Origin of the sequence: Nocardioides sp., assembly GCF_035481145.1 — a bacterium.
In the GTDB taxonomy this organism is placed as follows: domain Bacteria; phylum Actinomycetota; class Actinomycetes; order Propionibacteriales; family Nocardioidaceae; genus Nocardioides.
The window spans coordinates 1-13,455 of sequence record NZ_DATIHB010000010.1 but is presented as its reverse complement, the minus strand read 5'-3'; the positions used below and the strand labels follow the sequence as shown (position 1 = coordinate 13,455).

11 protein-coding genes are annotated in these 13,455 nt (G+C 71.7%); 5 read left to right on the top strand and 6 right to left on the bottom strand.

Annotation, left to right across the window (positions count from 1 at the left end; genetic code table 11):
* The 3 genes from VLF38_RS01340 to VLF38_RS01330 form a co-directional block, all read left to right on the top strand.
* Positions 1-3,795, top strand: a 3,795-nt coding sequence (locus VLF38_RS01340) for an Lhr family ATP-dependent helicase (RefSeq protein WP_325269491.1), incomplete at its 5' end; no start/stop codon positions are given.
* Complete coding sequence (locus VLF38_RS01335) at positions 3,788-4,561, top strand: DNA-formamidopyrimidine glycosylase family protein (protein ID WP_325269490.1); 774 nt, start codon at positions 3,788-3,790, stop codon at positions 4,559-4,561. The genes VLF38_RS01340 and VLF38_RS01335, both read left to right, overlap by 8 nt.
* A 76-nt stretch (positions 4,562-4,637) precedes the next feature.
* Positions 4,638-5,009 (top strand): GNAT family N-acetyltransferase, encoded by a 372-nt coding sequence (locus tag VLF38_RS01330; protein WP_325269489.1) that lies wholly within the window; start codon positions 4,638-4,640, stop codon positions 5,007-5,009.
* Positions 5,010-5,032: 23 nt separating this feature from the next.
* Here VLF38_RS01330 and VLF38_RS01325 read toward each other — a convergent pair whose 3' ends face one another.
* Positions 5,033-6,601 (bottom strand): bifunctional NAD(P)/FAD-dependent oxidoreductase/class I SAM-dependent methyltransferase, encoded by a 1,569-nt coding sequence (locus tag VLF38_RS01325; protein WP_325269488.1) that lies wholly within the window; start codon positions 6,599-6,601, stop codon positions 5,033-5,035.
* A gap of 66 nt (positions 6,602-6,667) precedes the next feature.
* Between VLF38_RS01325 and VLF38_RS01320 the strand changes: the two genes are divergently transcribed.
* Both VLF38_RS01320 and VLF38_RS01315 read left to right on the top strand, forming a co-directional pair.
* Positions 6,668-7,225, top strand: coding sequence for an XRE family transcriptional regulator (locus VLF38_RS01320; RefSeq protein ID WP_325269487.1), 558 nt, complete (start codon positions 6,668-6,670; stop codon positions 7,223-7,225).
* A 20-nt stretch (positions 7,226-7,245) separates the two neighbouring features.
* Positions 7,246-8,232 (top strand): pseudouridine synthase, encoded by a 987-nt coding sequence (locus VLF38_RS01315; protein ID WP_325269486.1) that lies wholly within the window; start codon positions 7,246-7,248, stop codon positions 8,230-8,232.
* A gap of 25 nt (positions 8,233-8,257) precedes the next feature.
* Here the strand turns inward: VLF38_RS01315 and VLF38_RS01310 are convergent, their stop codons facing one another.
* The 5 genes from VLF38_RS01310 to VLF38_RS01290 all read right to left on the bottom strand — a co-directional run.
* Complete coding sequence (locus VLF38_RS01310; RefSeq protein WP_325269485.1) at positions 8,258-9,397, bottom strand: endonuclease; 1,140 nt, start codon at positions 9,395-9,397, stop codon at positions 8,258-8,260.
* A gap of 103 nt (positions 9,398-9,500) precedes the next feature.
* The gene (locus VLF38_RS01305) at positions 9,501-9,797 is read right to left on the bottom strand and encodes a helix-turn-helix transcriptional regulator (protein ID WP_325269484.1); all 297 of its coding nucleotides are present in this window, start codon (positions 9,795-9,797) and stop codon (positions 9,501-9,503) included.
* Positions 9,798-9,830: 33 nt separating this feature from the next.
* Positions 9,831-10,349 carry a CinA family protein gene (locus tag VLF38_RS01300; RefSeq protein ID WP_325269483.1) on the bottom strand — a complete coding sequence of 173 codons (519 nt, stop codon included), beginning with the start codon at positions 10,347-10,349 and terminating at the stop codon, positions 9,831-9,833.
* 17 nt (positions 10,350-10,366) lie between these two features.
* Positions 10,367-12,343 carry a bifunctional UDP-sugar hydrolase/5'-nucleotidase gene (locus VLF38_RS01295; RefSeq protein WP_325269482.1) on the bottom strand — a complete coding sequence of 659 codons (1,977 nt, stop codon included), beginning with the start codon at positions 12,341-12,343 and terminating at the stop codon, positions 10,367-10,369.
* The coding region (locus tag VLF38_RS01290; protein WP_325269481.1) for an ExeM/NucH family extracellular endonuclease at positions 12,343-13,455 on the bottom strand (1,113 nt) is incomplete at its 5' end. The genes VLF38_RS01295 and VLF38_RS01290, both read right to left, overlap by 1 nt.

Below are 13,455 nucleotides of genomic sequence, written 5' to 3'. Positions count from 1 at the left end.
ATCTGGCCCCACGTCGAGGAGCACGTCGCCGACCTGATCGAGCAGCACCGCTCCACGATCGTCTTCGCCAACTCGCGCCGCCTCGCGGAGCGGCTGACTGCACGCTTCAACGAGATCGCAGCCGACCGCCAGGAGCAGCGGGGGGCGCAGGGCGGACCGGAGGGGGTGGGGGTCCGTGGATGGGACTGGCCCCCTCGGAGCGACGAAGGAGCGGAGCGGGTGGTTGGACCCCCACCGCGTCCGGGGAGCCCTGCGGCCCTCATCGCCAAGGCGCATCACGGGTCGGTGTCGAAGGAGCAGCGCGCCCTCATCGAGGACGACCTCAAGCGAGGCCGCCTCCCCTGCGTCGTCGCGACCTCGTCCCTCGAGCTGGGCATCGACATGGGCGAGGTCGACCTCGTGGTGCAGATCGAGTCACCGCCGTCGGTCGCCTCCGCCCTGCAGCGCGTCGGCCGTGCCGGTCACCAGGTCGGTGAGGTCTCGCGAGGCGTGCTCTACCCGAAGCACCGCGGCGACCTCGCCCAGACGGCGGTCGCAGTGGAGCGCATGCGCGCGGGCGCGATCGAGTCGCTCCGCGTGCCCGCCAACCCGCTCGACGTGCTCGCCCAGCAGGTCGTGGCGATGACCTCGCTCGACGCGTGGCCCGTCGACGAGCTGTACGACCTGGCGCGGAGGTCGGCCCCGTATGCGACCTTGCCCCGTTCCGCCTTCGAGGCGACGCTCGACCTCCTCGCCGGGCGCTACCCGTCCGACGAGTTCGCCGAGCTCCGACCGCGCGTCGTCTGGGACCGCGTGACCGGTGTGGTGACCGGGAGGCCGGGCGCGCAGCGGCTGGCCGTCACGTCCGGCGGCACCATCCCCGATCGCGGCCTCTTCGGGGTCTTCCTGGTCGGCTCGGAGAAGACCGGCAAGCGGGTGGGTGAGCTCGACGAAGAGATGGTCTACGAGTCGCGTGTGGGCGACGTCTTCGCCCTCGGTGCGACCAGCTGGCGCATCGAGGACATCACCCACGACCGGGTCCTGGTGACGCCTGCGCCGGGTGTCCCCGGCCGGCTCCCCTTCTGGAAGGGCGACACCCTCGGGCGCCCCGCCGAGCTCGGCGAGGCCGTCGGCGCGCTCGGGCGCGAGCTCGCAGCCCTGCCGCAGCCGCGCGCCGTCGAGCGAGCGCGTGAAGCCGGCCTCGACGACTGGGCGGCGAGCAACCTCGCGGCGTACGTCGGGGAGCAGGCGGAGGCCACACGGGTCGTGCCCAGCGACCGCTCGATCGTCGTCGAGAGGTGCCGTGACGAGCTGGGTGACTGGCGGCTCGTCGTGCACTCGCCCTACGGCACGCCGGTCCACGCGCCGTGGGCCCTCGCCATCAACGCGCGGCTGCGCGTGCGCTACGGCGTGGAGGCGTCGGCCGTGGCCTCCGACGACGGCATCGTGCTCCGGGTGCCTGACACCTCCGGCGAGCCGCCGTCGGGTGACATCGTCGTCTTCGAGCCGGCCGAGATCGAGGAGATCGTGACCACCGAGGTCGGTGGCTCGGCCCTCTTCGCGTCGCGCTTCCGCGAGTGCGCCGCCCGTGCGCTCCTGCTGCCACGACGCAACCCCGGCAAGCGCTCCCCCCTGTGGCAGCAGCGCCAGAGGTCGGCGCAGCTGCTCGAGGTGGCCGCGAAGTACCCCTCCTTCCCTATCGTGCTCGAGGCGGTCCGCGAGGTCCTGCAGGACGTCTACGACCTCCCGGGCCTGGTGGCCCTGCTGCGCCGCATCGACCAGCGCGAGGTGCAGGTCGTCGACGTCGACACCCAGCTGCCCTCGCCCTACGCGCGGTCGCTGCTCTTCGGCTACGTCGCACAGTTCGTCTACGAGGGCGACTCCCCCATCGCCGAACGCCGTGCGGCGGCGCTCCAGCTCGACCAGGGGCTGCTGGCCGAGCTGCTCGGTCGTGCCGAGCTCCGCGAGCTGCTCGATCCCGTCGTCCTCGCGGAGACCGAGGCCGAGTTGCAGCGGCTGGCAGAGGACCGACGGACCCGCGATGCCGAGGGGGTGGCCGACCTGCTGCGGCTGCTGGGTCCCCTGTCGCCCGCCGAGATCGCGCAACGGTTCTCGGGTGAGTCCGCGGCGGCGGCGGTGGCGGCCCTCAAGGAGGCCCGACGCGCGGTGCTCATGCGGGTGGCCGGCGACGAGCGATGGGTCGCCATCGAGGACGTCGCCCGCCTCCGTGACGGCCTCGGGGTCCCGGTGCCACCGGGCACTCCGGCCGTCTTCACCGAAGCGGTCGAGGATCCGCTCGGCGACCTCGTCGCGCGCTACGCCCGCACGCACGGGCCCTTCACCGCTGACGAGGTCGCGGCACGGTTCGGGCTCGGTGTCGCGGTCGTGCGCCACACACTGGCCCGTCTGGCCGGTCAGGGCCGGGTGCTCGAGGGCGAGTTCCGGCCGGCGGGCGCCGGTGCCGAGTGGTGCGACGCCGAGGTGCTCCGTAGGCTCCGACGCCGCTCGCTGGCCCGGTTGCGCGCGGAGGTCGAGCCGGTCGATCCTGAGGCACTGGGGAGGTTCCTGCCGCACTGGCAGGGCGTCACGCGAGCGAAGGGTGCCCTGCGTGGCGTCGATGGCGTCGTCGCGGCCGTCGAGCAGCTCGCTGGCTGTCCGATCCCGGCGTCGGCGCTCGAGTCACTCGTGCTCCCGGCACGCGTGCGCGACTACTCCCCCGCCTTCCTCGACGAGCTCACGGCGACCGGCGAGGTGCTCTGGGCGGGCCACGGCGCCCTTCCCGGCGACGACGGCTGGGTCTCGCTCCACCTCGCCGACCAGGCGGAGCTGACCCTGCCGGTGCCGGCCGCCTTCGAGCACTCCGAGCTCCACCAAGCGGTGCTCGATTCACTCGCGCCCGGCGGGGCATGGTTCTTCCGCCAGCTCTCCGACGCCGTCGGCGCCACCGACGACAACGCACTCGCAGCGGTCCTGTGGGAGCTGGTCTGGGCCGGCCGCATCGGCAACGACACCCTCGCCCCGCTCCGTCCGCTGGTGGGCGGTGGCGGTGCGCACCGCACGCGGCGTCCGGCACCGCGTGCGCGCACGGCCTCCCGGCGTCCAGCGATGCCGTCGCGCGGCGGCCCGCCGTCAACCTCGGGGCGGTGGAGCGCGCTACCCGCCGTCGACCTCGACCCGACCCGGCGCGCCCACGCGCTGGCCGAGGGCCTGCTCGAACGCCACGGTGTCGTCACGCGTGGGGCGGTCCAGGCTGAGCGTGCCCCGGGCGGCTTCGCCGCGGCGTACAAGGTGCTGAGTCAGTTCGAGGACACCGGTCGCTGCCGCCGGGGCTACTTCGTCGCCGGGCTGGGTGCCGCACAGTTCGGCTCCTCGGGCGCGGTCGACCGGCTCCGCACGTTCAGCGAGCCTGGCGAGGAACAGGTCGCGGTGGCGCTCGCCGCTACCGACCCGGCCAACCCGTTCGGCGCCGCACTTCCGTGGCCGGAGCGACCAGTCTCCGACCCCACCGCCGAGACCGGTCCCGGGCACCGTCCCGGCCGGAAGGCGGGCGCGCTGGTCGTCCTGGTCGACGGTGCACTCGTGCTCTACGTCGAGCGCGGCGGGCGCACGCTGCTGACCTTCTCCGACGACCACGAGCGGCTCACGCCTGCGTGCGGTGCCCTTGCCGACGCCGTACGCCGCGGGCAGCTCGGCCGCCTCACCGTCGAGCGCGCCGACGGCGAGCAGGTGCTGGGCGCCGGGTCGACGCCGCTGCGCGAGGCGCTGACCGCCGCCGGATTCGTCGCCACGCCGAAGGGGTTGAGGATCCGTGCCTGAGGGCGATGCGGTCTGGCGGACGGCCCGGCTGCTCGACCGTGGCCTGTCGGGTCGCGTGCTCACGTCCACGGACTTCCGCGTGCCGGCACATGCGACTGCCTCGCTCGCCGGCGAGCAGGTCGTCGAGACGATCGCCCGCGGCAAGCACCTACTCACCCGCATCGGCGACGACTTAACCCTCCACACCCACCTCAAGATGGAAGGGTCGTGGCGCGTCGGCCACGTCGGCGAGCGGTGGAGCAAGCCCGCCCACACCGCCCGCGTGGTGCTCCGCGCCGAGGACGTCGAGGCGGTCGGCTTCTCACTGGGCGTGGTCGAGCTGCTGCCGCGCTCGCGCGAGGGCGATGCCGTCGGACACCTCGGGCCCGACCTGCTCGGTCCTGACTGGGATGCGGTGACGGCGGTGGCTCGCCTGCTCCGCGATCCGGACCGACCCCTGGCGGAGGCGCTCCTCGACCAGCGCAACCTTGCAGGCATCGGCAATGTCTACGCGGCCGAGCTCTGCTTCCTCACCGGCCGGCTGCCGACCACGCCCGTCGGCGACGTCGCTCGCCTCGAGCGACTCGTGGCGAGGGCACACCTGCTGCTGACCGCCAACCGTGAGCACCCCGGCATGCCAACGACCGGCAACCTGCGGCGCGGCAACATGCACTGGGTCTACGGCCGACGCGAGTGCGGACGTTGCGGCACGCAGGTGCGCGTCGAGCACCAGGGCGAGCCAGGGCGTGAGCGCGTGCGCTACTGGTGCCCGAGCTGCCAGCGCTAGGTCGACCAGCGACCTGACCAGGTCATGCCCGACTGGTCTCGGCATTCCGCGACCGGGCATCGGGTAACAACGACGCATGCACCCAGCGCTCACCGCCGACGAGTACATCGCCCTCCGCGCCTCGGTCGGGTGGCCGACGATGACCCCGGACGTCGCCGAGACTGCCCTCGACCAGTCCCTAGCCCTCGTGACGGCGCGCGACGACGAGGGGCGCCTGATCGGCCTTGCCCGGGCGGTCGGCGACACCTTCTACGCGATCGTCGTCGACGTCATGGTCGCCCCCGACGAGCAGGAGAACGGCGTGGCCGCGGAACTGATGGAGTCACTCCTCGCCGACACCCACATCGAGCGGGCTGGGCATGTGGCGCTCTTCTCCGCCCCCGAGGCGATCGAGCTCTACGAGTCGTTCGGCTTCACGGCCGAGGGCGGCACCTACATGCAGCGCTGACCTCCCCCATCGCCGGCGCAAGCTCACCCCCGCCGACGCGCCCGCAGCACCGCGTCGTTGACCACGATCTCCTCGCCGGAGTGCGGGTGCACAGCCGTACGCCGGCGGGTCTCGCACACCTCGACCTCGAAGTCGTCCCCGAGCGCCGGCAGCAGCGACTCCGCCGTGAAGAGGAACGAGTGGTGACCGTGCCGCAGGCCGGTGACGTGGTCGTCGGGGTGGTGCCCGACGACCAGGAGCGTGCCTCCGGGAGCGACAGCCGAGGCCAGGGTCCGGGTCAGGTCGATCATCCCCGAGTCCGGCAGGTGCACGAACTGTGACGACACAAGGTCCCAGACCTCTCCCCCGGGCTCCCAGGTGCGGAGGTCAGCCCGCGCCGTGGTCACCCGGTCACCGACGCCTGCCTCTGCCGCATGGGCCGTGGTCCGGGCCAGTGCCCCGTCGGCGAAGTCGAGTGCCGTCACCTGCCAGCCGCGACCAGCCAGCCAGATCGCGTCGCCGCCCTCGCCGCAGCCGACGTCGAGAGCGCGCCCCGGCTCAAGCCCCTGCGCCTCCCGCTCGAGCTGGGGGTTCACCCGCCCGCTCCACACCTGCTCGCCGGCGTACCGCTGCTCCCAGGACGGCCTCTCGAAGAGCTCCGCGCGGCGTGCCTCCACGGCGCGGTCCGCATCCTCGGCAGCGAGGTGGGCGTTGATCAGGGCGCCGACCCGGTTGCCGTGAGCAGCGGCCGCCATCAGGGTCATGCTGACGTCGGTGACGTTGCCGGCCGCGTAGACACCAGCGACGCCGGTCGCGCCCATCTGATCGACAGCGATCACCTCACCGAGCGCCGTGCCTGCCATCTCGACCGGGGTCGGTTCAATCGCGAGTGACTGCAGGAACGATGTCTCCACCACGGGCACCGACGCGACCACGATCGCCTCGCGCTCCAACACCGAGCCGTCCGCGAGCCGGAGGCCGACCAGCCGGTCACCCTCGGTCACGACCTCGGCGGGCGTGCCGTACTCGAACCGGACGCCGATCGCAGCGAGGCGCTCGAGGTCCGCGGACGGCAGTTCGACCCCGTCCAGGACGACCATGGCGACGTCATCCGAGAGCTGGCGGAAGAGCAGGCCGTGGTGAGCAGCCATGGGCGTCGAGGCGAGCACCGCGATCGCCGTGTCGCGCACCTCCCACCCATGGCAGTACGGGCAGTGGAGGACGTCGCGACCCCAGCGCTCGGCGAGGCCCGCCACATCGGGCAGGCGGTCGACCACACCCGTGGTCACCAGGACACGCCGCGCAGTGACAGTGCGTCCCGACTCCATCGACACCACGAAGCCGCCGTCACCACGGACGACGTCGACGACACGGTCGGCGGCGACCTCCACGTCGTACTGCTTCACCTCGTCGCGGCCGATCCTCAGCAGCTCGAGCGGCGGGATCCCCTCCCGTCCGAGGTAGTTGTGGGCATGGCCCGCGGGGGCGTTGCGTGGCTCGCCGGCATCCACCACCAGCACCCGCCGGCGCGAGCGCCCCAGGGCGAGCGCCCCGCTCAGGCCGGCCGCGCCGCCACCGACCACCACCACGTCGAAGATCTCGTTCTCACTCATGTCTCCCACTGTGCGTCGCCTTCGCCGTCTTGACAAACATTGTTGCCATCCCGGCAAACTTGTCCGATGGACGACGACGTACTGCGCAGCGTGGGACCACGGCTCCGCCAGCTCCGCCTCGAGCGGGAGGCGACCCTCACCGACCTCGCCGCGGAGACCGGCATCTCGGTGAGCACGCTCTCCCGGCTCGAGTCAGGACAGCGGAAGCCCACCCTGGAGCTCCTGCTGCCGCTCGCCCGCGCACACCGGGTCGCCCTCGACGAGCTCGTCGACGCGCCCGACACGGGCGATCCGCGGATCCGGGCCAAGCCGATCACGCGCCATGGCCGCACGTTCATCCCGCTCACGCGGCGCCCCGGCGGCCTGCAGTCCTTCAAGCTCGTCATCCCGGTCGAGAGCGAGTCGACACCATCGCTCAAGACCCACGAGGGCTACGAGTGGCTCTACGTCCTCAGCGGACGCCTCCGGCTCGTCCTGGGGAGGCGGGACCTCCTCCTCGACCCGGGCGAGGTCGTCGAGTTCGACACGCGTACGCCACACTGGATCAGCAACCCCGGTCCGTCGCCAGCCGAGGTGCTCGCGATCTTCGGCCCCCAGGGCGAGCGGATGCACGTCCGGTCGTAGGACGCACCTACGATGCGACCGTGCCGCCCCGCTCCCCGCTCCCGCTCCGCCACGGGCTGAGCGCCGCCTGGGTCCGTACGCCACACGCGGGAACGGTCCCGGAGCACGAGGCGACGATGCGTGACTGGCTCCTCCACCGGCTGCCACCACGCAGCAGGGAGGCCAACGGCCTGCACGCACTCGCGCCCGGCGCCACGGCCCAGCTGGCCGACGGCGAGCAGCCGAGCGTCGACGTCGACGGGTTCCTCAGCGAGGGCCGGTTCGTGTGGGATGACGGCACCCCGGTCCGGGCCGACGACGCCTACCGCGCGCACCGGTTCGTCTTCTTCCACCGCGACCTGCGTGAGGAGCCCGTCGTCCCCGGTGACCTGGTCGTGCTGCACCAGGACGAGCGGATCGTCGTCGTGGACAAGCCATCGTTCCTGAGCTCCATCCCCCGGGGCAGCCACGTGGTGCAGAGCGTCGTCGTGCGTGCCCGCGCGGAGCTCGGGATGCCCGAGCTATCTCCTGCTCACCGCCTGGACCGGGTCACCTCGGGTGTCCTGCTGCTCACCACCCAGCGACAGTGGCGCGCGGCGTACCAGGGGATCTTCGAGGACCGCACGACCCGGAAGACCTACCGCGCGCTGGCGGCGTACGACATGGCACGCGAGGAGCCGACCGTCATCCGCAACCACATCACCAAGCCGACCGGTCAGTGGCAGGCGGCGGTGGTGCCCGACGCACCGGTCAACGCCGAAACTCTGGTCGAGCTCGAGTCGCGTGTGGGTAACGAGCTGGCGATCTACCGGCTCACGCCGCGCACAGGTCGCACGCACCAGCTCCGCCTGCATCTCCACGGCCTGGGCATCCCGATCGTCGGTGACCCGCTCTACCCGACGGTGACGGTGACCGACGTCGACGACTTCAGCACGCCGCTCCAGCTGCTGGCCAGCGAGCTCGCGTTCGTCGACCCGGTCGACGGGAGCGCGCGCCACTTCACCGCGCGGCGCACGCTCCCGCTCTGACCGATCCAGAGCTCACCAGAGGGCCTCACCAGATGGCGTCGGCCCACTCGGGGTGGTCGATGAACGGGTTGCGGTTGCCCTGCCACGCGGAGTGGATGCGGTCGTTGCGGCGCATCTCGAACGCAGAGACCGGGTCGGCGGCGTTCCAGGCGAGCAGGGTCTCGAGGTCGCCCAGCAGCGTCGAGGACGTGCCGACGGTCGAGCTCATCTCGAGGTTGTTCCAGCCGTCGCCGCCCTCGTAGCGCACCGCCATGTAGAGCAGCATGCGCGCCACGTCGCCCTTGACGGCGTCGCGCGGCTCGAACGAGTCGGCGTCGGTCCAGCAGTCCGTGCACCCCGAGACCGCCGTGCCACCGTTGTCGAAGTCCTTGTTGCCACGGATCGAGTTGACGGTGACGTCCTCCGGGCGGATGTGGTGCAGGTCGGTGCCCGGGCCGGCACTGGTGTCGAAGCCACCGCGGGACTGCGCCCAGACGTGCTCGCGGTTCCACTGGCCGGTGTTGCCGCCGTTGCTCGTCTCCGCGATCGAGCGACCGGTGTAGAGCTCGATGACGTTGTTGGCGTTGTTCGGGTCCTCGTCGGTGTCCTTCAGGGCGGTCCACACCGTCGTGTAGCTCAGCATGGTGTGGCCGTCGATGATGCCGTGCAGCGTGGACTTGAGCTGCGCACCGGACTGCCCCATCGCCGGGGCGTAGTACGTCGAGTCCCACGGCGACGTGCCACCCGGCGGCGGCTCCGTGCCCCCGCCACCACCGCCCGTGAGGGCGAACGCGGACGTGCCGGTCATGCCCGGGTGCGAGAAGTACGCCGACAGCGCACCCGTCACGTCGATCTGGTCGCCCATGAGCGACGGGTTCGTCCGCAGGCCCCACTGCGCGCGGAACGCACTCGGGATCTGGACGTAGAGCATCTTGCTCGTCGCGGTCTCGGTCGCGGTGTCCGCGATCGCGAGTGCGTAGTCGTTGGGGAAGCCGGACGTGACCACGGTGCTGGTCGCGGTCGGCTGCCCGACGACGTAGCCACGCACCGTCTGCGTCGAGCCGTTCTGCGTGGCGATCGCCTGCGCGACGGTCAAGGGCGTCACCGCCTGGGCGGGCGCCTGGAGGAGGGTGAGGACGAAGGCGACGACCGCGAGGATCGCCGTGCGTTCGAGACGTGAGGTCATGCGCCTGAGAATGGCCCTCCCGGCGCAACGGTGGAGTCAACGCCGGATGAACAACCGGTCTCGGTTCGATCTCGGCGCTGACGTGGCGCGCGTGCGGCGCCCGTCAGGCAGCTGAGGAAGCGACGGCCTCGGTGCGGACCGGGAGCGGGATGGGGGCCAGGGCGGCCTCCTCGAGCGCGACCTGGTCGGAGACCTCGCGGATCACCTGCGAGAGCGTGAGGTCCATCGCACCGCAGAGCGAGGCGAGGAGCTCGGAGGAGGCTTCCTTCTGGCCACGCTCGATCTCGGAGATGTAGCCCAGCGAGACGCGGGCGCCGGCGGAGACCTCGCGCAGCGTCATGCCGCGCTGCACGCGCTGGTTGCGAAGCACGTCGCCGAGCACTCGACGGAACAGCACCATGGCGATCTCCTTTCCTACCGGGTGAGGGCAACGCTACCCGAGCCGTGGATCTTCCCGCGGCACATGTTCCAGAAGGAGAGCCAGCGCGGCCTCCACCGTCGCCTCCCGGATGCCGACCCGGTCGCGATCACCATCGAGATCCAGCTGGTACGACGTGACGCCGGCGGGCGTCGCCAGGCCGACGAAGACCGTGCCGACGGGCTTGCCCTCCTGCTCCTCGGGCCCAGCCACGCCGGTCGTCGCGACACCGAACGTCGTGGCGAGCAGCCGGCGGACGCCGGTCGCCATCGCCTCCGCGCACTCGGCGGAGACGACGCCAGGGCCTTCGATCACCTCCGGCGGGACGGCGAGCAGCTCCTCCTTGGCGCCCGTGGCGTAGGTGACCACACCCCCGGTGTAGACGGCTGACGCCCCGGCTGCCGCCGTGATCGCGCCAGCGACCAGTCCGCCGGTCAGCGACTCCGCAGTGGCCACCGTCTCGCCTCGGACCTGGAGCGTCGCGACCAATTGCGCGGCCACGGTGGGCGACTCGGTGATCTCCTCGGGAGCCATGTCCCGAGCCTAGCCACTCAGTCGATGCCGACGACCTCGACCGGCACCTCCACGCTCGTACCGGTCTTCACGCCGGTCACCGTGAGCACCTTCGTGCCGGGGCGTCCGACCGGCAGCCGGAAGCTGACCGCGGCGGTGCCGACCTCGTCGTACGGCGTCGCGGGGACCGTGGCGTCGACCGGGAAGGTGCCGAGCACCTCGCCGTCCAGGGAGACCGTCACAGCCGTCTCGTCGAGGTCGGCCGGCGCGCTGAACGTGAGCGACGACAGCGTGAAGGCGACGCGCGACCGGGGCTCGAAGGTGCGCACACCAGCGGGGAACGAGACACCCACCGAGCGCTGGCTCCAGTCGGTGGCGAGCGGAGCGTCCGCGGCGTGCACGGCGAGGTATTCGACCATCGCCGCGAGGTCCACCTTGCCGGTGTCGCGCTTGAGCGACGGCGCCACGTTGAAGGCACCGAAGTTGTCGCCACCCGAGGCGAGGAACGAGTTCGCGGTGACCGAGTACGTCGTGCCGGCGACCACCTTGGCGCCGTCGAGCCACATGCCGGTGATGTGCGAGCCCGCCGGTGCGGCCGGGTCGTAGGTGTAGGTGAAGCCCTCGGAGGTGCCGAGCCGCAGGAACGGCCGCGAAGCACCGGCCGGCTGCCACTGCTGCTCCAGCGCCGCCTTGATCTGGGCACCCGTCATCTTGAGGTTGACCAGCGTGTTGGCGAACGGCTGCACGGTGGCGGCCTGCTTGTAGGTCAGGGTGCCGTCGGCGGCGGCGACCATGTCAGCCCGCAGGCCACCCGGGTTCATGAACGCGATCTGCGCTCCCCCGGCCTCCGGCGTGGATGTGCTCCAGCGCTGCGCCTCGGCGACGAGGTTGCCGAGCGTGGACTCTCCACCGCGGTTCTCGCTGGTGCCGTCGGCTCGCCGGGCGCGGTAGTAGGACGACTCCAGACGACCCAGCGGCTGCGCACCCAGGACTTCCGCATCGGCGACGGCCTTGTCAACGATCGTCTTCGTGGCCGGGTCAGCCGGGTAAGCGCCTCCGGCGAGCGGGAGGAGCTCCTGCGTCGTGGCCTGGACCTCGCCCGTGGCGGAGTCGACCGAGAAGACCAGCTTGTTGAGGTTCATGCCGTACTGGCCCGCCGAGACGACCGGACGATCGGTGACCGGGCGGCCCGCCCAGCCCGCGACCGGGAAGGAGCAGTTGTAGGCCAGGTGCGTGTGGCCCGACACGATCGCGTCCACGTTGTCGTTGACACCGTGGATGATCTGCCCGAAGTCGGACGTCGGGTCGTCTTCCATCGTCGCGCAGTCCGTCGACGGAGCCCCCTCGTGCACGAGCAGCACCACGACGTCGACGCCCGCGGCGACGAGACGGTCCGCCTCGCGGTTGGTCGCGGCAGCAATGTCCTCGACCGTCACGCCCTCGATGCCCGCGGGCGAGACCAGCTCGTGCAGGTGCTCGGTGACGGCACCGACGAAGCCGACCTGGGCCCCGCCGAAGTCACGGACGTACGTCGGCTCGAGCAGCTCGCTCTCCGGCGCTCCGGGCTTGTGGACGTTGGCACCGATGTACTCCCACTCGGCCCCGCCGTGCGGGTTGGTCGACGCGTCATACGGCGCCATGACGCGGTGCAGCAGGTCGTCGTAGCCGGCGTCGAACTCGTGGTTGCCGACCGCGGAGACGTCGAGGCCCGCGGCGTTCAGCGCGTCGATCGTCGGCTTGTCCTGCGCGATGAACGACTCGAACGTCGAGGCGCCGATCAGGTCGCCGGCCGCGCTGAAGACCGTGTTGGGGTTGGCGGCCTCGAGCTGCTTCACCGCACCCGCGAGCACCGCTGCGCCCGCCTCCGCGCCGTTGGCCCGCAGGCGCCCGTGGAAGTCGTTGGTCGCCAGGATCTGGATGTCGACCGGGGCGGCGTACGCGGGCGCCTGCGTCACGAGCTGGACTCCGCCGGCTGCGAGCGCGAGGCCGACTCCGGCCACGATGCGGTTCTTCATCAGTTGCTTCCCTTCGAGGTCCGGATGCCGACGAGCTCCGGATTGTGGTCGGACGCGGCGAACGGGTCGTCGGCGTCGAAGAACTGCGTGACGTTGTAGTTGTGACGGCTGTACTGGTACGCGATCGACTCGTCCGCGTTGATCTCCCAGATGTCCGCACCGGTCACGGTGGCGGCAGCCGCGTTGCTCGCGAGGACGTGGTCGAGAGATCCGGAGAGGCCACTGAAGCTGTAGCTGTCGTCGTCGGCCTGGCCGGACTCGACCGCCGCGAAGCCCGCGTCGTACAGCACGTGCATCGGGTCCTCCTCGGTGTAGGAGTTGAAGTCACCGGCCAGGAAGACCTTCTCCGTCCGGTGGCTGGCGGCGAAGTCCTGCGCGAAGGCCACGAGCCGCTTCGCCTGCCGGACCCGGTCGCCGTTCCAGCACGACTGGCCGTCGCCCGCGTCCGCGTTGTCGCCGCTCGCGCCCGAGCAGCCCTTGGACTTGAAGTGGTTGACCACGACCGCGAACGCAGCCGAGGCCGGGGCACCGACCGGCTTGAAGAGCTGGGCCAGCGGCTCGCGCGCGTTGGCGAACTCGGTGGTGTCGAGGAGCAGGTCCGACTCCCCCAGCGCCTGCACGCGCGCGGGCCGGTAGATGAAGCCGGTGCGGATCACGTCCTGCTGGGCGACGGCCTCGGGCGTCAGCGCCTCCGCCGGCGACGGGACGTAGCGCCACGTGCCCGCGCCGGCGGCCGCGTTGAGCGCCTTGACCAGCTCGCGGATCGCGTCGTCGCGGTCGGTCTCGCCGAGCAGCTTGATCGAGTTCTCCAGCTCCTCCAGCGAGACCACGTCGGCACCGAGGCCGTCGATCGCACGGACGATCTTGGCCTGCTGCCGCTGCAGGTCCTCCCACTCTGCGGCGCCGCGGGGCCCGTCGGGGTTGCAGCTGTTGACCGCGACCGGGTCCTGGTCGCGGTCGGTGTAGTAGCTGCAGGTGCCGCCGTTCGCCTCGAACTCCTCACCGGTGGTGTTGAAGTAGTTGAGGACGTTGAACGTCGCGAGCCTCAGGTCGCCGCCGACCGGCTGGGGTGCTCGGTTGGCCGCACGGGTCTCCTCGAACGACGCCACCTC